This is a genomic window from Pseudomonas sp. B392_1p (assembly GCF_052245235.1).
Lineage (GTDB): Bacteria > Pseudomonadota > Gammaproteobacteria > Pseudomonadales > Pseudomonadaceae > Serpens > Serpens gallinarum.
This window is the reverse complement of the sequence record NZ_JBQPXM010000004.1, coordinates 278,818-299,161: the sequence shown is the minus strand read 5'-3', so window position 1 is coordinate 299,161 and position 20,344 is coordinate 278,818. Positions and strand designations below refer to the sequence as shown.

Genomic DNA, 20,344 nt, shown 5'->3' with positions numbered 1-20,344 from the left:
CCGACTTACTGTTGATCGGCGGTGAGATTACCGGCTGGCTTGGTCTGTACGGCTACACCCGGCTGGATGTACTGCAGTCCTTCGGTGATCAAACGTTCGCCGGACTTGAGGCCGGAAGTGATCAACCAGCGGTTGCCTACGGCGCGTTCGGCTTCGACGAGGCGGGATTCGACTTTGCCTTCCATGTTCACCACCATGGCCAGCGGGCGGCCACGGGCATCGCGGGAAATACCCTGCTGAGGCACCAGAATGGCCTTATCCAGCATGCCGCTGACCAGTTCAGCCTTTACGAACATGCCCGGTAGCAGCAGCTTGTCCGGGTTGGGGAACAAGGCACGCACAGTCACCGAGCCGGTGCTGGCGTCTACACTCACTTCGGAAAACTCCAGCTTGCCTTCATGGGCATAGATGCTGCCGTCTTCCAGCTTCAGGCTGACCTTGGCGGCATTCTCACCGGCTTTCTGCAAACTGCCCGCGGCCAGGGCCTTGCGCAGGCGCAGCAAATCGGTGCTGGACTGGGTGACGTCCACATAGATCGGATCCAGCTGCTGGATGGTGGCCAGCGGTTGGGCCTGACCGTTATTGACCAGCGCGCCCTCACTCACCGAGGAACGACCGATGCGACCATCGATCGGCGCCAGCACCTTGGTATAGCGCACGTTGATCCGGGCCTGTTCCAGGTTTGCCTGGGCCTGCAGGAAGGCGGCGCGAGCTTCGTCGTGGGCCTGCTGACTGACGGCATTGTCCTTGACCAGCTCGGCATAACGCTGGGAGAGCGAACGGGTGGACGCCAAGGTTGCTTCGGCGCTCTTCAGGGTCGCTTCGTACACGGACGCATCAATCTGGTACAGCTGCTGGCCGGCCTTGACCTCGCTGCCTTCTTCGAACAAGCGCTTCTGGATGATGCCATTTACCTGCGGACGCACTTCAGCGCTGCGATAGGCCGTGGTGCGGCCCGGCAGTTCGGTGGTCAGCGCATAGGGCTGGGCTTGAAGGGTAACGATGCCAACCAGCGGTGCGGGCGGCGCAGCAACGGAGGGGGCTTCGTCTTTACAGGCAGCCAGTAATGAAGCAATGGCGAATACGGGAATCAGCGCCACATGGGCTGGCTTGATCGACATGAAAGACCTCTGAAGGGACGGACTGATGCAGATGGTGAACGGGCCGACATTGGTGACAATGCTGGCAGGCTGGGAAATATACTTACATGCAGGACTGTTTGTAAATAAAAGTCTTCGATAAATCAGTGAGAGTTGACTTCACTCGGCAAAATTGAAACGCAGGCAAGCGATGTACGCGGAAACGCCTCTGATACGGGCCTTTGCGGGCAGGTCAGGGCGAGGATCAGATGCCACTTGCGAGGTCAATATTGAGTATGCGTGCAAACTCTTGATACAGGATGGTGGCTTTTCACAGGGAATAAAAAACGCCGGCTCTAGGCCGGCGTTTTTTATTCCACATCAGTGACTTACTTGCGAACGCCTTCCACGGAGAAGGTCAGCTCAACGTTTTCGGTTGCCGGGCCCAGATCCATCTTGATGCCAAAATCTTTCATTTTGATGGTGGTGGTGCCTGCGAAGCCGGCACGGTAGCCGCCCCACGGGTCCTTGCCTTCACCAATGAACTGCGCCGCGATCACCACTGGCTTGGTCACGCCGTTGAGGGTCAGGTCGCCGGTGACGTCGGCAGTGCCTTCACCGGTGGACTTGACGCTAGTGGACTTGAAGGTCGCGGTCGGGTGCTTGCTCACATTGAGGAAGTCGTCACTGCGCAGATGCTTGTCGCGCTCGGCATGGTTGGTGTCGATGCTGGCAGTCTTCAGGGTGACTTCGATCTTGCTGGCTTCCGGCTTGGCGGCGTCGAAGCTGAAGCTGCCATCAAAATCCTTGAAGGTGCCATGCATGTAACTGAAGCCCAGGTGGCCAGTCTTGAAGTTGACGAAGGCGTGCTGGCCGGCTTTATCAATGGCGTAGTCAGCGGCCAGGGCTTGGCCTGCGAACAGGGCGGAACCCAGAGCCAGGGCGGTGAAGGTTTTCTTCAACATGAAGCAGTCTCCTTAGGAACAGAATCGAATCATTGGTCGGCGCGGCCGAACATGCGTTTTAGGGTCGGGTCACGGTCGATGAAGTGATGCTTGAGGGCGGCCAGGGCGTGCAGGCCGGCGAAAATGATCACCGCCCAGGCGAGGTAGAAATGGACGGCGCCGGCCACGTCTTCCTGGCGCGGAATCGAAGTAATCAAGGCCGGCACCTCGAACCAACCGAAGACACTGATCGGGCGGCCATCGGCGGTGGAGATCAGGTAACCCGAGATCATTAGCACGAAGAGGCCGGCATATAGCGCCAAGTGGCCGGCGGTACTGGCCAGGCGCACCCGCTTACTGTGGTTGGCGGGCGCTGGCGGGGGCGGGCTGATCCAGCGCCACACCAGACGCAGCACCATGAATGCCAAGAGGATCAGTCCGATACTCTTGTGAATATCGGGAGCGGTGCGATACCACGGGCTGTAGTAGCTCAGCTCGCGCATCCACAGGCCCAGGCCGAACAGCCCAAACACAGTCAATGCCACACCCCAGTGCAACAGGATGCTGGTCATGCCATAGTTTTTGGAAGTGTTTCGCCACTGCATGGGGCGGGATCCCTCGTGAATTTTCGATGGCCTAGCCTACCGATAAACCTATCGAAATAAAGTGAATTTTTTCGCTCTGAACCATCGGTTTAGTAGATGGGATTGTTGCGGGCTTTTTCGGCGGCCTGCTCACATCTGATAGGCTCGCCGGGTTTTTTATGCGATGAGGCGAACCATGAGCCAGAACCACGACTGGATGCAGCGTGACCTGCAGGTGCTTTGGCATCCCTGCACACAGATGAAGGATCACGAACAGCTGCCGTTGATCCCCATCCGCCGTGGCGAAGGGGTGTGGCTGGAGGATTTCGACGGCAAGCGCTACCTGGATGCGGTCAGTTCCTGGTGGGTGAACGTGTTCGGCCATGCCAACCCCCACATCAATGCGCGCATCAAGGCGCAGGTCGATCAGCTCGAGCACGTGATGCTGGCGGGTTTTAGCCATCAGCCGGTGATCGAGCTGTCCGAGCGTCTGGTGGCCATCACCCCGCCCGGACTGGACCGGGTGTTCTTCGCCGACAATGGCTCCTCGAGCATCGAGGTGGCGCTGAAAATGAGTTTTCATTATTGGCGCAACTGTGGCCGCAGCGAGAAGCAACGCTTTGTCACCCTGACCAACAGCTACCACGGCGAAACCATGGCGGCCATGTCGGTGGGCGACGTGGCGCTGTTCACCGACACCTACAAGCCGTTGCTGCTGGACACCTTCAAGGTCCCCAGCCCGGACTGCTATCACCGCGCGCCGGGCGTGAGCTGGGAAGAACACTCACGCCTAATGTTTGCCCATATGGAACAGACCCTTGCCGAGCATCACGGGCAGGTCGCCGCGGTCATCGTCGAGCCGCTGATCCAGGGCGCCGGTGGCATGCGTATGTACCATCCGGTCTACCTCACGTTGCTGCGCGAGGCCTGTGACCGCTATGGGGTACACCTGATCGTCGATGAGATCGCCGTCGGCTTCGGGCGCACCGGGACGATGTTTGCGTGCGAGCAGGCCGGCATCACGCCGGACTTCATGGTGCTATCCAAAGCGCTCACCGGCGGTTACCTGCCCATGGCGGCGTTGCTGACCACCGATACCGTCTACCAAGCGTTCTACGACGACTACTCGACGTTGCGTGCCTTCCTGCACTCGCATACCTACACCGGCAACCCGCTGGCCTGTGCCGCCGCGCTGGCGACACTGGATATTTTCGAGCAGAACAACGTGATCGAGGCCAACCGGGCGCTGTCCGCCCGCATGGGCCAGGCGTGTGCTCATCTGGCCGACCACCCGCATGTGGCCGAAGTGCGTCAGACCGGCATGGCGCTGGCTATCGAAATGGTCGAGGACAAGGCGAGCAAAACGCCTTATGCCTGGCAGGAGCGGCGCGGCCTGGCGGTGTACCAACATGCCCTGCAACGGGGTGCATTGCTGCGTCCGCTGGGCAACGTGGTGTACTTGTTGCCACCCTACGTGATCACGCCGGAAGAGATCGACTTTCTCGCCGAGGTGGCCACCGAAGGAATCGACATGGCCACGCGCACCTCGCTCAGTGTCCCCATGGGGACGGGGCTGTACCCTGGCCACCGCGATCCCGGCTAGGGCAGCGGCAAGCCACAAGCGACAAGCTAGAGCTGGCGAATGAGGTGAATTCGCAGCGGTACTTGGCACATAAAGCCCTCTCGCCTTTATAGAAGGCTTGGAGGGCGAGGCGGTGTTATCTGCCATCGACACCCGCCCAGGCTTCAGGCACGGGGCCGGGTGCTTTAAGCTTGCCGCTCCCCACTTGCCGCTTGCAGCTCTTTTTATGCGCCTCTCTCGCTTCTTCGTCGATCTCCCTCTCGCCCTAGGCCAGCATGCATTGCCGGAAGCCCAGGCCCATTACATCGGCCGCGTGCTGCGCCTGGCTGCGGGTGATGCCGTGCAGCTGTTCAACGGCAGCGGCCAGGAGTTCGTCGGGGTGCTCAGCGAGGTGGGCAAGAAAATCGTCAGTGTCGAGCTGCATGAACAGTTCGCCGGGCTAAGCGAATCGCCCCTGCATATTCATCTGGGCCAGGGGGTTTCCCGTGGTGAGCGCATGGATTGGGCGATTCAAAAAGCCACTGAACTGGGCGTGGCGGAAATTACTCCGCTGGTGTCCGAACGCTGCGAAGTACGCCTGAAAGACGAACGGGCCGACAAGCGTCTGGCCCATTGGCGACAGATTGCGATCAGTGCCTGCGAGCAGTGCGGGCGTTCGGTATTGCCGGTGATTCATGCGCCGCTGAGTCTGGCGGCGTGGCAAGAACAGGTGCACGCCGACCTGAAGCTGGTGCTGCATCCGGTGGCCGAGCCCCTGGTTGGTCGTGCTCGACCGGCCAGCCTGGCCTTTCTGATCGGCCCCGAGGGCGGGCTGTCCGAGGCCGAGGTCGAGGCGGCGAAAGCCAGCGGCTTCCAGGCGGCGCGCCTCGGCCCGCGGGTGCTGCGCACCGAAACGGCGCCGGTGGTGGCGCTCAGTGTCGCGCAGCAGCTGTGGGGCGATTTTTGAGACGTTGCTGAGTTACAGGCGGACCCCGGACAGCAAGTGCTCCAACGCCACCAAGTCAGGGATTTTTGCCACATCCTCACCCGCCTGTACGGCGGCCAGTTCCAGCGGTGCGAGCAGGCCGGGAGCGGAGGGCAGGGTGCGGTCAACCTTCATCGCGCGCGGGATGCCTTGTACCAGCACGGCAATGAATTTCACCTGGGGTTGCCCGCCAATGGCGTTGAGAATAGCCACCCGAGCCTGTTCGCCGACCTGGACCTGGCCGTCACTGGCGGCCTCGAAAGACACCAGAGGCAGGCTCAGGTCGCGCCAGATGATGCGCCCCAGCAGCCAATCAGGGGCATCTGCGATCTCCTGGGGTGTCTGGTAGGCAATCAGTTCGGCCACCGCCACGTTGGGCAGCAACAGGGTGCGGTCGGCCAGCGGCAGCAGCAGCCCGCTGAGGCTGCTGGTGTCATTCTGGGAGGCTACGGCATGGCTCATGGAGGACTTTCCTCGGGCGCGTAAGAAGAAATCGGTTCAGCGCCGCACTGCGCGGCCAGATGACGGACCAGGGCTTGGGCCAGTGCATGGGGGTGGTCGCTGAAGCTGCTGTAGTCGCCGTCACGCAGGCTGTCAGGCATGCTCGAGCAGGCGCAGCTGTCGGCACTCTGGGTCCAGATCACGCCGCCTTGGCGCCGCACGTAAGCCGCGGCGGCGCTGCCGTCGCTGCCCATGCCGCTGAAGGCAATCACGCCGCAGCGGGGACCAAACTGCTGGGCAAGGTTAAGCATCATCTGATCGATGGACGGGCTGTAGGGCTCCGGCCAGGGACGCTCAGCGAGGTTCAAGCGGCCCTTGGCATCAAACCCAAGCTCGTGGGCAATCGGCACCACGCGCACCTCACCGTTGCACAGCGTCTCGCCATGTTCCACCAGGCGCACCGGCCACTGGCTGTGTCGACCGACCGCCTGGGGCAGGCTGGCCTCGAAACTTGCATCGATATGCTGGGCATACAGCAGGCCCACGGGCAGGCCGCCTGGTAGCGCATCCAGAAAGGCCTTGACCGCTTCCGGACCGCCCAGTGAGGCGGCCAGCAGCCACACTTGGCGGGCCGGCTCGCCGGTAGCCAGCGGCTGATGGGCCAGCGCCGCCGGCAACTCGATGCGCGCCGGCCGCTTTGCCTCGCCCAGCAGCGCCTGCAGGCTGGGTCCAACGGCATCGGCGGGATCACCGACGAGGCGTTTGAGCTTGCCAAACAGACGTCGTTCCCAGCGCGGGAAATGCTCGGAATTGCGCTCCGGGGCGCGGCCTTCGCCAAACAAGACCGGCGCCTGCTGTTCCAGCAAGCTGTCCAGCAACGGCAGGTCGTCTGATTGGGCGAGGTCGACCAGCCACAAATCAGTTTCGCAGGCCTGCAGGTCAGCGGCCTGCAAGCGTTCCGGATCGCTGTTGAGCACCACCTGATAGCCACAGCCCAGCAGCACATGTTGAAGCACATGGCGCTGCAGCGTGGTGTCGGCAATCACGGCGATGCGTGCCGCCTGGCGCGTCGTCATGGCCGTTGGACCAGCGCGGCGATGCGCTCCAGCAGCAACGCCTCCTGATAGGGTTTGCCGAGGTAATCGTTGACGCCGATGGCCATGGCCCGCTCGCGGTGTTTTTCACCGGTACGCGAGGTGATCATGATGATCGGCAGGTCCTTGAGCTGTTCATCGTGGCGAACCAGGGTGGCGACTTCGAAACCGTCCATGCGCGGCATTTCCACGTCCAGCAACATCAGGTCGGGCTGGTGCTCCTGCAATTGAGCGATGGCATCGACACCGTCCTTGGCCAGTAGAACCTGCATGCCATGGCGCTCCAGCAGGCGGCTGGTGACTTTGCGTACGGTCACCGAATCGTCGACCACCATGACGCGGATGGGACGTTGCGAGTCGGTTTCCTCGCTCAGTAGCGGTGTGGCGCTGCGCCGATAGTGCAGGGCAAGTCGCCCTTGCAGGCTGCGCAGGGTCGCCAGCAGGTCGAGAATCACCACCACCCGGCCATCGCCGAGCAGGGTGGCACCGGAAATACCCGGTACCCCGGCGAATTGCGGGCCGAGGCTCTTCACCACAATTTCTCGCGAGCCGGCCAGGCTGTCCACCTGCACGGCCACGGCATGTTCGGCCGAGCGCACCAGGATCACCGGAAGCGGCAGATTCTGGCCGACCAGTTTGGGGTGCTGACCGTTGTTGAGCAGATCGCCCAGATAACGCAGCTGATAGGCCTGGCCCGCATATTCGAAACGCGGCGCCTCCGGTTGGTAGTAAGCCTCCAGCTCGAAGGGCGAAACCCGCACGATGCCTTCGATGGTATTCAGCGGAATGGCGTACAGGTCTTCACCGGAAAGCACCATCAGTGCTCGGTTCACCGACACGGTGAACGGCAGGCGCACCAGGAAGCGGGTGCCCTTGCCTGGCGTCGACTCGATGCTCATCGAGCCGCCCAGTTGGCGGACTTCGGAGTTCACTACATCCAGGCCGACGCCGCGTCCGGAAATCTGCGTAATCGCCTCGGCGGTGGAGAAGCCGGCGGCGAGGATGAACTGCAGCACCTCGTGATCGCTGAGATCGCTGTCGGGCTGCATCAGTCCGCGCTCGATGGCCTTGCGGCGCACGGCTTCAAGGCGGATGCCGGCGCCATCGTCGCTCAGACTGAGAACGATTTCGCCGCCCTCGCGGGACAGGTTGAGGGCGATGCGCCCCTGTTCTGGCTTGCCGGCGGCGCGGCGCGCCTCGACCGATTCGATGCCGTGGTCCACGGCGTTGCGCAGCATATGCTCCAGCGGTGCAACGATGCGTTCCAGCACGCTGCGGTCCATTTCCCCTTCGGCGTTGCTAACCACCAGGTCGACCTGCTTGCCCAGCTCGCCAGCCACCTGCCGGACAATGCGGCGCAGACGCGGTACCAGGCGATCGAACGGCACCATGCGGGTGCGCATCAGTCCTTCTTGCAGCTCGGTGTTGACGCGTGCCTGCTGCAATAACAGGGTTTCGGCATCGCGGTTCTTGGTGGCCAGGGTTACCTTCAGGTCGAACAGGTCGGACGCCGACTCGAACAACGCCCGCGACAGCTGCTGCAGCTGCGAGTGGCGGTCCATTTCCAGCGGGTCGAACTCCTCGTAGCCGGAGCGTTCGGCTTCGGCCTGATAACGGCTGAGGATCTGCGCCTGAGTTTCCGTGTCCAAGCGGCGCAACTGGTCGCGCACGCGCTCAATGGTGGCTTCCATTTCCCCCAGGGTATAGCCGACATCACTGACCTGCTGTTCGACGCGGCCGCGGAAGATCGAGGTTTCACCGGCAAGGTTGACCAGACCCTCAAGCAGGTCGGCGGGTACTTTGACCAGCTCTTGCGGGGCACGTCGAGACGCCGCTTCCAGGGCCGCCTGTTCGGAACGTTTGACGAAGGGCAGGGTTTTCGTCACGGGCATGGCCGGTTCGACCGGCATCGGCTCTGTGATCGTCGGCAGGTTGTCGAACTGTCCCGGCAGCGATTGCGGCTCAGCTGGCGGTGCTGCGCTAACCTTGCCGCGCAGCTGGTCTACGGCCTGCTGAAGCGCTTTGAAGTCGTCCTGCGCCGCGATGAGCAGCGACTGAGCCGGGGTGCCCGCATGACTGGCTTCGCTCAGTCGTTGTTCCAGGTCATGGCTGAGATCGCCGATGCGGGTTTGCGCCGCCAGGCGTGCGCCGCCCTTGAGGGTGTGCAGCAAGCGCAGCAGATCGTTGATGGGGCTCAGGTCATCGGCCTGGCTTTCCCAGCGAGCGAACGTGGCTTCCAGGTCCTCGAGCAGCTCATCGGCTTCTTCGCGAAAGATTTCCAGAATCTCGCTGTCCACTTCGTCAACCGCGGCCGCCGGTGCTTCCGGCGCCGCCTGCAGGATCACGCTGGGCGGAACGCTGAGCTGCTCCTCGGGGTTGGCGCAAAACTGCTGCAGGGTGTCGATAAGGTCCTGGGCTTCGGGCAGCGGACGCTGGTCACGCACCGCTTCGAGCATCTCCTGCAGGCGCTGATGGCTGCTTTCCAGCAGATCGAGCAACCCTTCTCCGGCGCGCAACTCGCCGGCGGCAAGGCCTTGATACAGTGCTTCCAGCTGTTCGGCCAGATCACCGATGGGGGCGATGTCGGCCATGCGTGCGCAGCCCTTGATGGTGTGCAAGTCGCGCTGCAGGGTTTCGGTTTCAAGGCTATTTTGCGGGTCGGCATGCCAGCGCAGCAGCGCGGCGCTGGCATTATCGATAAGCCCGAAACATTCTTCGAGAAACAGCGCCAGGAGCTCAGGGTCCGACTGAACATCCAGGTCGAAAACCTCCGCCAAGGGGAGCGGCTCGGACACGGCAGGCGTCTCGTCCAGAGAGAAGCTATCGTCCAGCTCATCCAGTGGGTCCAGCCCGTCTAGGTTGTCGAGTTCTTCAAACTGCACGCTGTCAGCTGCGGCTTCCAGCGCAGCCCAGAGATCGGTCGCCGGGCTCGGTTCGGCGGGTTCTGCGGCCGTGTTGTCGAGCTGGGCCAGGGGAGCTGCCAGTGGCTGTTCAGGGACCGCTGGCTGACGAGGCGAGTCCAGGCGAACTTCGCCGGTCTGACGGAATTCCAGGATCGCCCGGATCAGCGCGGTCGAGGGTGACAGCGCCTGGCGGGCCTGTAATTGCTCCAGTTGCTGATCGAGCCGGTCGTGGCATTTGTGCAGCAGCCAGGCCAAGGTGGGTGCTGGAGTGAAGCGCTTGTCCAGCAAGCCTTCATAAAGGGATTCCAACTCGTGAGCGAGATCGCCGATGGGTGCGATCTCCGCCATGCGTGCGCCCCCTTTGAGGGTGTGCAGATCGCGCTGCAGGGCGTTCAAGGCCGACAGGTTGGCAGGCGCCGCCAGCCAGTCGTCCAGGGCCTGGCTGGCACTGTCGAGAATATCCACAGCCTCTTCAAGGAAGATGTCGACCATCTCCTCGTCCAGGTCCGCATTCAGCGCCAGTCGTGTTTCAACGGCTTCGCCGGCGTCCGGCTGGTCAACTGCAGGTGCAGAATCCTGCTGCGTGAGTAGCGCCTGCAAGGCGGTAATACGCTCGGGGCAGGGGTCGACCTGCAAGGCGGCGGCGACCTGATCGAGCATGCCTATCAAGTCTTCATGAGCGCCTTGGGCCTCGGCGAAAAAATCATCGCCGGCCACCACTCGCCCTTGGTCCACCGCGCCGTAAAGCGTGAGCAGCGCCTGGCAGAGCTCGGCAATTTGCGGCAGATCGGCCCGCCGCGCACCACCCTCGAGCGTATTCAGCTCTTCACGCAGGGCATTGAGCGGCTGCGCATCGCTGGGCTGGGCGCGCCAGCGCCGCAGCCATTGCTCGGCGTCGAGCAGGATATCCATGCCTTCATGGAGAAAACGCCCGATCGGCCCCGGGTCACGGCTGCCGCCTTGTTCGTCGTGTTCTTGCTGGGAGCGGGACATACGCGTTTCATGCAAGCGCTGCACGGCCTGCAGGAAGTGGTCCGTTCCGGGAATCCGTGCGTAAGGCTGGCTGTCCAGCTGCTGCAGGCCTTGCTCCAGCAACTGCGCCGCCTCACCCAGCAGTTCGGCGAGGGTCATGTCCACGGGGATCTGGTGGGTGTGGAATTCCTTGACCAGTTTTTCCAGTGGTTTGGCGATTTCGGCCATCGGCAGAATGCCGGCCATGTGTGCGCTGCCCTTGAGGGTATGCAACGCCCGCTGCAAGCTGTCATTGATCGGCTGGGGCAGCAGGTCGGCACATTCATCCAGAAAGCGCGCCAGCGTTTGCAGGTGGCTTTCCGCTTCGTTGCGAAAGATTTCCAGCAACTGCGGGTCGAGGCCTTCGCCTGCCGGCTGCACCGCAGGCTGCGCGTGCGCCTCATGGGCGGTGTCGGCTGCCGGAGTGGCGGGCTCCGCCGGCAACGGGTTGGCGAGTGTTTCTCCCTTGGCCAAAGCATGGGCAGCAGCGGCCAGGTGATCGACATCGGCGCGCTGGCGCTGGGCCTTGGCGGCAAACTCGTCGATCAGTTCGGGCAGCAGCATGATTACGTTGCCGACGACGTCGTGCAGCACCGCAGTGGGCTCGATGCTGCGATCCAGAATGCGGTTGAACAGGTTTTCGATGGACCAGGCCAGCTCGCCAATGATTAAGGCGCGCACCATGCGACCACTGCCCTTGAGGGTATGGAACGCACGGCGCACTTCGGTCAGCGCGTCACGGTCATCGACATCGGCGCGCCAGCGCGGCAGGTACTCGTTGAGGGTCTCGAGCACTTCGCCAGCTTCCTCGACAAAGACTTCCAGCAGCTCTTCGTCGACCGGCTCTTCGTCGGCGGGCGGTGGCAGCAGGCTCGGCGGTACGTCGTGGGCCGGCGGGTTGATGGCCTGGACGGGTGTCGCCAACACGTCGGCGAGGCTTTGTAGCGGGGCTTCTGCTGCCGGTGGGGTTGCGGCAGGTGCAGCCATCGGCAACTCGACTTCCGGCAGGTCCAGCGCTGTTAGGTCCAGCACATCCCAGGTTTCGGCGGCCTGTTCCAGCTCCATCAGCTCGGGCAGTGCGTCGTCTTGCGTCGCAGGCGTCGTCTCCGTGGTCTGCGCTTCAGCAGCCGGTGGGTCCAGTTCCAGCAGCTCGAAGAGGAACTGCTTGCCGTCATCGAACGGGGTGGCGTCTTCATCGACGTCCGACTGGTCTGCATCAAGCGGCGCAGTATCGTCGATCTGCCACTGCGGCCCGGTTTCGACGAACAGGTCATCGACGAATTCGGCCAGCGACGGCAGCGCAGCCTCGTCGTGCGGCGCGGGTTCCCAAGACTGTTCAAGCTCAAGGGGCTGGGTGGGCTCGGGAATATGCGCCGGTTCCGTGCTGCCGATCGGGTAACCGAGGCTACGCAGACTGTCCTCGGCGACGTCGAGAATCAGCTCGCCCTGGCTGACATGGTCTTCCGCCAGACGCTCCAGGTAATACTCGACGCTGGTAATGGCATCGGCCAAGGTGTCGAGGTGCTGCCAGTCGGGAATGGCCTGATGAGCCAGCAGTTGTTCCTGGATATAGCGGTTGCAGGCATCCAGCAGGGTTGCGGCGCGGGCCAGGGGAATCATGCCCAAACCGCCGCGTACCTGGGTAAGCAGCTCAGGAACGCGAGCCAGGTGCTGATGATTCCATTGCGAGGCGATGAACTCGATGATGGCGTCCTTGGCCTGTTCCAGGCCGGTGCGCGCTTCGCGAATCACCAGTTGATGAATCTGCGCCACATCGGTGGTGGGCAGGTGATTTTGCTCATTGGGCGTATCGCTGGCGACGCCGGCCATTCCGGTCAGGGTGGCCTCGACGTACAGCAGCGCACCGGCGACATCCATCAGAACGGCATCGTCGGCCGAACGCTGTCCGTCGATCAACTGCTGCACGGTGTCGAGCTGATCGACGATCACTTTGCGTGGCTGGGCGAAGCCGAGTACCGCGAGAGTATCGGCGATCTGTTTAAGGGGCGTCTGCAGGGTGACCAGCTCCTGGGCGCTCTGGCGGTCGCTGCGTACGAACAGATCGAGGCTGTCCTTGACGCGCACCAGCTCTTCGCACAACGCGGTGACCACCGAACGGATCGCGTCGCGATCCGGGCCGGCCAGGCGTGCCCGTTCGGCGTTCACCAGTGCGCTGTCAGGCAGCGCTTCGTCGAGGCGATAGCGTGCCTTGAGCGCGGAGATGCGCGGTGAATCCACCTGTGCCTTGGCGACATAAAACAGCAGGTTCTTGGTCAGCTCGTCCGGTGCGGCACGGTTGAAGCCGTCTGCGCCTTCGCTGACCAAACGCTTGAGTTCCTTATCGAGCTGGCGCAGCAGGGTGCGCACCGAGGTGCCTTGGGCCACGCCACCATTGGCCAGGCCTTCGATCAGGCCGGCAGCGATCTGCCACAGGGCACCCAACGGCGCATCCTTGCAGAGCGTCTCCAGGCGGGCGAACACCCGTGCCAGATAATTGAGGTTGGTGGGCAGGTCCTGATTGCGGATCAGGCCAATCAGCGCGGCCTGCTGCATCTGGCGCAACTTGCGCAGCAGGGCCGGCAGTTCGGCGGTGCGCAGCCGGTCAATGGATTCGCCGGACAGTGCCGGGGCGCGCCCGGATAGGTCCGGGGCAAACAGGCTGGTTTCCGACAGGAGCTTTTCGCCACGCGCTGCGCGCAGGTCGTTGAGCAGTGGCAGGACGACCATCGGCAGATCGCGGCGCGCACTCTGAATGCTGTCGAGGTAGGCCGGCAATTGCAAGATGGCCTGCATCATGACTTCCAGCGCTTCGCCCTGGTCGCCGACGCGGTTTTCCATCAGTGCCTGGGCCAGATGCTCCATTTCTTCGGCCAGCAGGGCCGCGCCATAGAACTCGACCATCTGCAACGTGCCGTGGACCTGGTGCACATAGGTCAGGCAAAAACGCAGGCGCGTCGTGTCTTCACGGTTCTCGACGAACGCTTCCAGTGCCTGCCGTGCCTGTTTGAGCGTCTCGGCGATCTCGCCTTTGACCCACTCCAGGGCGACGTAATCGTGACGATCCCCCATAGCGACTCCAGTCATAACCTTTTCCGGGTAAACGCCAAAACCCCTTCGTCGGCCACCGGCTCCAGGTCCGGGTGTTGCCAACCGCTCACTTCACCGACCCCGACCACCAGCAACCCTCCTGGCGCTAGGCGTTCAGCCAGGCGGTTGAGAATGTCGCGGCGGCGCCAGCGGCGGAAATAAATCAGCAGGTTCTGACAGAAGATAACGTCCATGCCGGTCCAGGGCGCGAGGTCCAGGTCCAGCACATTGAGTCGGGCACAACAGACCCGCGCGACCAGGTCGGGGTGAATCCGCTGGCCCCGTGGCTCGGCGGTGAAATAACGGTCACGCAGTTCCGGCTCCAGCGCTTGCAATCGTCGCGGGTCGAATACGCCCTCGCGAGCCTTGGCCAAAGCGCCCAGGCTGATATCCGTGGCGATTACGCCAAACCCTTGGGTATGCCCCGTGCGGCGCTCAACTTCGGCGGCGGCGATGGCCAGTGAATAGGCTTCCTCGCCACTCGCGCAGCCCATGCTCCATAAGGCCCAGGGTGCTGCTTTTTGGGCCAGGTGCTGCTGCAGATAGCGATCGAGCAGTTCAAATGACGGCAGGTGGCGGTAAAAGCGCGTCTCCTGAACGGTCAGGCGGTCCAGAAGACGCGACCATTCCACTGCGCCGCGCGGACCGCTGATGAGCTGCTGGTAATAGCCCTGGTAATCGCCAATCCCCAATTCGCGCATGCGAGAGTTGAGGTGGGTTAGCAAAAAACTCCGCCGCTGCTCATTGAGCACCTGGCCGGTGCGCCGTTCAAGCAGCGCCTGCCAATCGTGGAACTCCTCCGCTGTCATGTCGGCCGGTGGTTTCAAGGCCCAGACGCCGCTTGGCTGCATGCCGTGCCCCTCGTTCATGGCCATTGGCGACGCCGTTGAGGTCGTCGCCCCTCCTTTATTCAGGCCTTGTCGGCGGCGTCCGGCAGATTGAAGCCGGATACCGAACCGCGCATTTCACTGGCCATCTTGGCCAGGTTACCGATGCTGGTGGCGGTGGCGGTGGTACCGGTCGAGGTTTGCGAGGTGATTTCCTGAATCACGTTCATCGTGTTGGAGATATGTCCGGCCGAGGAGGCTTGCTGACGCGCGGCGTTGGAGATGTTCTGAATCAGCGAGGCGAGGCTCTTGGATACTTTTTCGATCTCTTCCAGAGCGACTCCGGCGTCCTGCGCCAGGTGCGCACCGCGTACCACTTCGGTGGTGGTCTGTTCCATGGAGATCACCGCCTCGTTGGTGTCGGCCTGAATGGCCTTGACCAGGGTTTCGATCTGCTTGGTGGCCGCCGAGGAGCGTTCGGCCAGGCGCTGGACTTCATCGGCTACCACGGCGAAGCCGCGTCCGGCGTCACCAGCCATGGAGGCCTGGATGGCGGCGTTGAGAGCAAGGATGTTGGTCTGGTCGGCGATATCGTTGATCAGGCTGACGATGTCGCCGATCTCCTGGGACGATTCACCCAGGCGCTTGATGCGCTTGGAGGTGTCCTGGATCTGCTCGCGGATGTTGTCCATGCCGGTGATGGTGTTGTGCACCACCTCGTTGCCCTTGTTGGCAATGGCCACGGAACGTTCGGCTACTGCAGCGGATTCCGCGGCGTTGGCTGATACCTGGTCGATGGATACGGCCATTTCATTGATGGCGGCGGACGCACCGGCGATTTCCTGGGCCTGGTGCTCGGAAGCTTCGGCCAGGTGCATGGCGGTGGCCTGGGTTTCCTGGGCGGCGGCGGCCACCTGCACGGCGGTCAGGTTGATGGTCTGCACCAAGTCGCGCAGCTGGTCGATGGAGTAGTTGATCGAATCGGCGATGGCGCCGGTGAAATCCTCGGTCACTGTCGCAGCCACGGTCAGGTCACCGTCGGCGAGGTCAGCAATTTCATCGAGCAGACGCAGAATGGCGGTCTGGTTGCGTTCGTTCTTTTCGGCGGTCTCAGCCAGGCGACGACGGGTGTCTTGCACCATCACCAGGGCAATGAGGATGATGGCTGCCAAGGCCACGAAGCCCAGCAGGTAGCCGGCCAGGGTAAACAGGGCGCGTCCGTCTGCCTGGGCTTCGAAGCTGACGGCCAGTTCCGAAGCCTTGTCCAGCAGGGTTTGCGACAGGCTGAAGATGCTTTCGGCAGATTCACGAACCTGGAACAGTTCCGGCGAGGTTTCCAGAATCTCGTCCACCGAGCCGGAGACGAATTCGAACAGCTCGACGATTTCGCTCAACCGCTCACGGGCGTCCGGATCGGCGACGCGGGTGATTTCCATGGCTGGGTTGCCGTCGAGCATGGCCTTCAGTACCCGGCCGAACAGGCTGGCATCACGGCCGAACATGTCGGCAGCCTGCACCGAGTCCTGGTCACCGGCGAGTACCTTGTTTACCGAGCCGAGGATTCGTTCTGCGAGCAGCGACTGACGCTGGGCAACGGAGACTTGGGCGGCGGGCGCGTTGCTCTCCAGTAGGATATCGACCACTTCTTCGTATTCCACCTGCAGCTGCGGAATGGTTTCCGACAGGGTTGCAGCAACTTGGTGCAGGGACAGCACGGTCTGTTCGCTGGCAAGGATCACGTCGGTGTTGCGGCGCAGGCCGGTCCAGTCTTGCTGCACCGCTTCCATTTCCCGTTCCACGACACTGGGAACTGCGGGCAGGTTGTTGGCCGGGTCGCCGTTGACCAGGAAGCCCCAGCGCTTGTCGAAGTCGTTGCGCGCATCCTTGAGCAGGGTAAAGGCCTCAGCCTTGCCCGCCGCCGCTTCGGTGGCGTTCTTGGCGATGCGCTGGGATAGCACACGCAGCTCACCGGCATGACTGATGTATTCCGTGTCGTAGGTGGACTGGATATTCAGGTATGCGAAGTTGGCGAACAGCAGCACGATGGAAACGATCAGGGTTACGAAGAGGCCCGCGATCAGCGAGCTGCTGCGCATCCCCGCGATAAAATTGCCCATGTTGGTCTTTTTCATTATCTGGCCCCCGCCTGGGCCCACCGCATTGCTAGTTCCATTTGAAGCCACAAGGCCGATCGGTTCGGCCCACCGAAATCGTTGTCACACCGCAACGTCGAGAAACTCAGGGTGCTGCGCCAGCGCCTGCGGGCTGAATACCAGCCAGGGCTGCTCGCGATTGAACACCCCATAGATGAAAGGCTGGAGCGCTGCCTCCAAGGGAGGCGGCTGCTCGGAAAAGGCTTCCACCGAAAAATGCTGCATGCCGAACACCTCATCGACAATGACCCCGGCGAACACGTCCTGGTGCTCGATCACCAGCACCCGGCGTTGCTTGAGCAACGGCGAAAGCTCATGACTGAAAAAGTCGCACAGGTCGATCATCGGCAGTAGGCGTCCGCGCACGTTGGCCACACCCTTGACCCAGGATTTCACGCCTGGCAAACGGGTATGGCGGGGTACGCGAAGGATTTCACCCACTTCGCCCATGGGTGCGACAAACAGGCGTTCGCCCATACGAAAGCCGATGCCGCTCCAGGTCTGCTGGGTTTCCTGCTGCGAGGGCAAGCCGGCTGCCAGCGCTCGGCAGCGCTGGTCGATGCCCAGCAGCAGTTCGAAGGGTGTCTGTACGTCCGACATGCCTGCCTTGGCCTGGTGTTGAGAAGTATCGAGAGTGGTCCGGTCCGGCATCAGCCGGCCAGAACCGCTTTCAGGGTCTGCAACAGGGTCGCCTCATCCACCGGTTTGGTCAGATAGTCTTTGGCGCCTTGACGCTTGCCCCAGACCTTATCGGTTTCCTGATCCTTGGTGGTGACGATGATCACCGGGATGTGACTGGTGTCCGCATCTTTGGTCAATTGCCGGGTGGCCTGGAAGCCATTGAGCCCTGGCATGACGATATCCATCAGGACGACATCGGGTTTTTCCTGGCGGGCCAGGGCCACGCCATCCGCGCCGTTTTCGGCCTTGAGCACCTGATGACCATGCTTTTCCAGCATCTCGGTCAGCTTGTACATCTCGGTCGGAGAGTCATCAACAATCAAAATACGAGCCATGGTATTCCCCATACACAAAAGACGTCAGCGGCCAGTGGCCGGACCTCAGGATAATTGCTCCACCGGTGTGAAGTCGGGCACATGTGCCTTGATGGCACTGAGCAGTTCTTCCTTGCTGAAGGGCTTGGTGAGGTACTGGTCGGACCCCACGATGCGCCCTTTGGCCTTGTCGAACAGGCCGTCCTTGGAGGAGAGCATGATCACCGGTGTCGATTTGAATGCACTGTTATTCTTGATCAGTGCGCAGGTCTGATAACCGTCGAGCCGCGGCATCATGATGTCGACAAATATGATGTTCGGGTGAGTATCGGCGATCTTGGCCAGCGCATCGAAACCATCGACGGCGGTGATGACCTCGCAGCCCACTTTCTTCAGTAGGGTTTCCGCGGTGCGGCGAATCGTCTTCGAGTCGTCGATCACCATTACTTTCAAGCTGTCGGAATGCTGTTCCATCATCGCCCTACCATAGCCTCGGTGAGTCGTTATTGTTACGTATGCCTGAGACGGGCCAATGAAGGGGTCTCAGCCCCCTCGCGGCGTCTTTGTAGCACAGTCCCCAGATGGCAATCCACAGAGCGGCAGCCATCCGCTTTTTCCTTGACCGAGGGCATTCACGGCGCCACCCTGACGCCTTGCTAACCCGTTTTTGGCAGTGTCTACTGCCTTGTTCTTATCGCTGCGGAGGATACCCCACATGAGCGTTCGCCTCGGGATCGTCATGGACCCCATTGCAGGCATTGCCTTCAAGAAGGACAGCTCGCTGGCCATGCTGCTCGCCGCTCAGGCACGCGGCTGGTCGCTGTTCTACATGGAACAGCAGGACCTCTATCAGCTGGGTAGCCAGGCCAGAGGCCGGATGCGCCCCCTGCGCGTGTTCAACGACCCCGAGCACTGGTTCGAACTGGATGCCGAGACCGATGAGCCGCTCGGCGAGCTCGATGTCATCCTCATGCGCAAGGACCCGCCCTTCAACGGCGAATACGTTTATGCCACCTATCTGCTGGAACTGGCCGAGCAGGCGGGCGCCCTGGTGGTCAACCGTCCGCAAAGCCTGCGTGACTGCAATGAAAAGTTCTTTGCCACGCAATTCCCGCAATGCACGCCGCCAACCCTGGTCAGTCGGCGTTCCGACATTCTCCGCGAGTTCGCCCGCGAGCACCGTGACATCATTCTCAAACCCCTGGATGAGATGGGCGGCGCCTCGATCTTTCGCCACCGCGAAGGCGATCCCAATCTGTCGGTGATTCTCGAGACGCTGACCGACCACGGTGCGCGGCAGATCATGGCGCAACGTTACATCCCCGAAATCAAGGCGGGCGATAAACGCATCCTGATGATCGACGGTGAGCCGGTGCCTTATTGCCTGGCGCGCATACCGGCAGCCGGCGAGACGCGTGGCAACCTGGCCGCGGGCGGCCGTGGCGAAGCGCGCCCGCTGAGCGATCGCGATCGCGAGATCGCCGCCATCGTCGGTCCGCACTTGCGTGCGCGAGGCTTGCTGTTCGTGGGCCTGGACGTGATTGGCGACTACCTGACGGAAATCAACATCACCAGTCCGACCTGCATCCGGGAAATCGACAATGCTTATGGAACGCGTATCGGCGAGCAGCTGATGGATGCGATCGAAGCCAAGCTGCGGGCGCGCGCCTGAATACCCCATGGCATGAACCGGCAGCTTCAAGCTGCCGTGTGGTTCATAGACTTTTGCGCCGGCTCTCGGGCAGACTGCCGGCCTTTTCGACCCGTAGCAGTGCATCATGACCGCAGCTTTTTTGCCTGAACTCGACAACTCTGGCGTGCGTCCTGCCGACCGCCTGGGGTTTACCCTGTTCCTGGCCGCAGTCCTGCATATGGCGCTGATTCTCGGCCTGGGCTTTCAGCTGGCCGATCCGCCAGCGATTAGCAAGACGCTGGAAATCACCCTGTCCACGTTCAAAAGCGCCGAAGCGCCCAAAGAGGCGGATTTCCTCGCTCAGGACAACCAGCAGGGCAGTGGCACCCTGGAGCACAAGGCGGCGACCAAGACCACTGAAATAGCGCCTTTTCACGACACGCAAATCAATCGGGTCACGCCGCAGCCCACCGCGCCGCAACAGGTGCCGCAGGAAGCTCCCAAGGCGGCTGTCGCTACCCGTGCGCCCCAGCCGGTCAAGACGCCGGTGAAGCAAGAACAGCGCAAGACCGAGACCCAACCGCGTCCGGTGCCGGAGTTCGACAGCGCCCAGTTGTCCGCGGAAATTGCCAGCCTGGAAGCCGACCTGGCCCTGGAGCAGCAGCTCTATGCCAAGCGACCGAAGATCCACCGCCTCAATGCCGCCTCGACCATGCGTGACAAAGGCGCCTGGTATAAAGACGAGTGGCGCAAGAAGGTCGAGCGCATCGGCAACCTCAATTACCCGGACCAGGCCCGTCGCGAGCGCCTGTACGGCAACCTGCGCCTGCTGGTGTCGATCCGTCGCGACGGATCGTTGCACGAAGTGCTGGTGCTGGAATCTTCCGGCCACGCGGTGCTCGATCAGGCGGCGATGCGTATCGTTCACCTGGCGGCGCCCTATGCGCCTTTCACGGGCGATCTGGCCGATTTTGATCGGCTGGAAATCATCCGGACCTGGCGCTTTGAGCGCGGCGACCGCCTCTCGAGTCAGTAAGCAGCAGTAAC

15 protein-coding genes are annotated in these 20,344 nt (G+C 62.3%); 4 read left to right on the top strand and 11 right to left on the bottom strand.

Annotated elements, in window-relative coordinates; translation table 11 throughout:
* Positions 1-5: 5 nt before the first annotated feature.
* From ACTV8E_RS08080 to ACTV8E_RS08070, 3 genes are all read right to left on the bottom strand, one after another.
* A complete protein-coding gene (locus ACTV8E_RS08080; RefSeq protein WP_251834446.1) occupies positions 6-1,121 on the bottom strand; it encodes an efflux RND transporter periplasmic adaptor subunit in 1,116 nt (371 codons plus the stop codon).
* 347 nt (positions 1,122-1,468) lie between these two features.
* A complete protein-coding gene (locus ACTV8E_RS08075; protein ID WP_251834447.1) occupies positions 1,469-2,044 on the bottom strand; it encodes a YceI family protein in 576 nt (191 codons plus the stop codon).
* A 29-nt stretch (positions 2,045-2,073) separates the two neighbouring features.
* Entirely contained in the window at positions 2,074-2,628 is a 555-nt protein-coding gene (locus ACTV8E_RS08070; protein WP_273534745.1) for a cytochrome b, read from the bottom strand.
* A gap of 175 nt (positions 2,629-2,803) precedes the next feature.
* Here ACTV8E_RS08070 and ACTV8E_RS08065 point away from each other — a divergent pair, with 175 nt between their 5' ends.
* Positions 2,804-4,210, top strand: a complete 1,407-nt coding sequence (locus ACTV8E_RS08065; RefSeq protein ID WP_443199137.1) for an adenosylmethionine--8-amino-7-oxononanoate transaminase — start codon at positions 2,804-2,806, stop codon at positions 4,208-4,210.
* A gap of 205 nt (positions 4,211-4,415) precedes the next feature.
* Complete coding sequence (locus ACTV8E_RS08060) at positions 4,416-5,135, top strand: 16S rRNA (uracil(1498)-N(3))-methyltransferase (protein WP_443199136.1); 720 nt, start codon at positions 4,416-4,418, stop codon at positions 5,133-5,135.
* 12 nt (positions 5,136-5,147) lie between these two features.
* On the opposite strand, the gene ACTV8E_RS08055 is transcribed toward ACTV8E_RS08060, so the two are convergent.
* The 8 genes from ACTV8E_RS08055 to pilG form a co-directional block, all read right to left on the bottom strand.
* Positions 5,148-5,615: a chemotaxis protein CheW gene (locus ACTV8E_RS08055; RefSeq protein WP_443199135.1), complete on the bottom strand. Its 468-nt coding sequence runs from the start codon at positions 5,613-5,615 to the stop codon at positions 5,148-5,150.
* The gene (locus tag ACTV8E_RS08050) at positions 5,612-6,670 is read right to left on the bottom strand and encodes a chemotaxis protein CheB (RefSeq protein ID WP_443199134.1); all 1,059 of its coding nucleotides are present in this window, start codon (positions 6,668-6,670) and stop codon (positions 5,612-5,614) included. Before ACTV8E_RS08050 ends, ACTV8E_RS08055 begins: the two co-directional genes overlap by 4 nt.
* Positions 6,667-13,671 carry an Hpt domain-containing protein gene (locus ACTV8E_RS08045; protein ID WP_443199183.1) on the bottom strand — a complete coding sequence of 2,335 codons (7,005 nt, stop codon included), beginning with the start codon at positions 13,669-13,671 and terminating at the stop codon, positions 6,667-6,669. The genes ACTV8E_RS08050 and ACTV8E_RS08045 overlap by 4 nt, the downstream gene beginning before the upstream one ends.
* An 11-nt stretch (positions 13,672-13,682) precedes the next feature.
* Entirely contained in the window at positions 13,683-14,540 is an 858-nt protein-coding gene (locus tag ACTV8E_RS08040; RefSeq protein WP_443199182.1) for a CheR family methyltransferase, read from the bottom strand.
* 59 nt (positions 14,541-14,599) lie between these two features.
* Positions 14,600-16,648: a methyl-accepting chemotaxis protein gene (locus tag ACTV8E_RS08035; RefSeq protein ID WP_251834453.1), complete on the bottom strand. Its 2,049-nt coding sequence runs from the start codon at positions 16,646-16,648 to the stop codon at positions 14,600-14,602.
* 84 nt (positions 16,649-16,732) lie between these two features.
* A complete protein-coding gene (locus ACTV8E_RS08030) occupies positions 16,733-17,269 on the bottom strand; it encodes a chemotaxis protein CheW (protein WP_273534750.1) in 537 nt (178 codons plus the stop codon).
* A gap of 50 nt (positions 17,270-17,319) precedes the next feature.
* Positions 17,320-17,685: a twitching motility response regulator PilH gene (gene pilH / locus ACTV8E_RS08025; protein ID WP_251834455.1), complete on the bottom strand. Its 366-nt coding sequence runs from the start codon at positions 17,683-17,685 to the stop codon at positions 17,320-17,322.
* Positions 17,686-17,730: 45 nt separating this feature from the next.
* Complete coding sequence (gene pilG / locus ACTV8E_RS08020; RefSeq protein ID WP_251834456.1) at positions 17,731-18,138, bottom strand: twitching motility response regulator PilG; 408 nt, start codon at positions 18,136-18,138, stop codon at positions 17,731-17,733.
* A gap of 241 nt (positions 18,139-18,379) precedes the next feature.
* Here pilG and gshB point away from each other — a divergent pair, with 241 nt between their 5' ends.
* Together gshB and ACTV8E_RS08010 are read left to right on the top strand one after the other, a co-directional pair.
* Complete coding sequence (gene gshB, locus ACTV8E_RS08015; protein ID WP_443199133.1) at positions 18,380-19,336, top strand: glutathione synthase; 957 nt, start codon at positions 18,380-18,382, stop codon at positions 19,334-19,336.
* A 106-nt stretch (positions 19,337-19,442) separates the two neighbouring features.
* Positions 19,443-20,333 (top strand): energy transducer TonB, encoded by an 891-nt coding sequence (locus ACTV8E_RS08010; protein WP_443199132.1) that lies wholly within the window; start codon positions 19,443-19,445, stop codon positions 20,331-20,333.
* Positions 20,334-20,344 lie beyond the last annotated feature (11 nt).

Coding starts and splice junctions, on each gene's coding strand:
- ACTV8E_RS08050 (WP_443199134.1), bottom strand. CDS start 6,670: ATGACGACGCGCCAGGCGGCACGCATCGCCGTGATTGCCGACACCACG.
- ACTV8E_RS08060 (WP_443199136.1), top strand. CDS start 4,416: ATGCGCCTCTCTCGCTTCTTCGTCGATCTCCCTCTCGCCCTAGGCCAG.
- ACTV8E_RS08075 (WP_251834447.1), bottom strand. CDS start 2,044: ATGTTGAAGAAAACCTTCACCGCCCTGGCTCTGGGTTCCGCCCTGTTC.
- ACTV8E_RS08070 (WP_273534745.1), bottom strand. CDS start 2,628: ATGCAGTGGCGAAACACTTCCAAAAACTATGGCATGACCAGCATCCTG.
- ACTV8E_RS08055 (WP_443199135.1), bottom strand. CDS start 5,615: ATGAGCCATGCCGTAGCCTCCCAGAATGACACCAGCAGCCTCAGCGGG.
- pilH (WP_251834455.1), bottom strand. CDS start 17,685: ATGGCTCGTATTTTGATTGTTGATGACTCTCCGACCGAGATGTACAAG.
- gshB (WP_443199133.1), top strand. CDS start 18,380: ATGAGCGTTCGCCTCGGGATCGTCATGGACCCCATTGCAGGCATTGCC.
- ACTV8E_RS08030 (WP_273534750.1), bottom strand. CDS start 17,269: ATGTCGGACGTACAGACACCCTTCGAACTGCTGCTGGGCATCGACCAG.
- ACTV8E_RS08035 (WP_251834453.1), bottom strand. CDS start 16,648: ATGAAAAAGACCAACATGGGCAATTTTATCGCGGGGATGCGCAGCAGC.
- ACTV8E_RS08040 (WP_443199182.1), bottom strand. CDS start 14,540: ATGCAGCCAAGCGGCGTCTGGGCCTTGAAACCACCGGCCGACATGACA.
- pilG (WP_251834456.1), bottom strand. CDS start 18,138: ATGGAACAGCATTCCGACAGCTTGAAAGTAATGGTGATCGACGACTCG.
- ACTV8E_RS08010 (WP_443199132.1), top strand. CDS start 19,443: ATGACCGCAGCTTTTTTGCCTGAACTCGACAACTCTGGCGTGCGTCCT.
- ACTV8E_RS08080 (WP_251834446.1), bottom strand. CDS start 1,121: ATGTCGATCAAGCCAGCCCATGTGGCGCTGATTCCCGTATTCGCCATT.
- ACTV8E_RS08065 (WP_443199137.1), top strand. CDS start 2,804: ATGAGCCAGAACCACGACTGGATGCAGCGTGACCTGCAGGTGCTTTGG.
- ACTV8E_RS08045 (WP_443199183.1), bottom strand. CDS start 13,671: ATGGGGGATCGTCACGATTACGTCGCCCTGGAGTGGGTCAAAGGCGAG.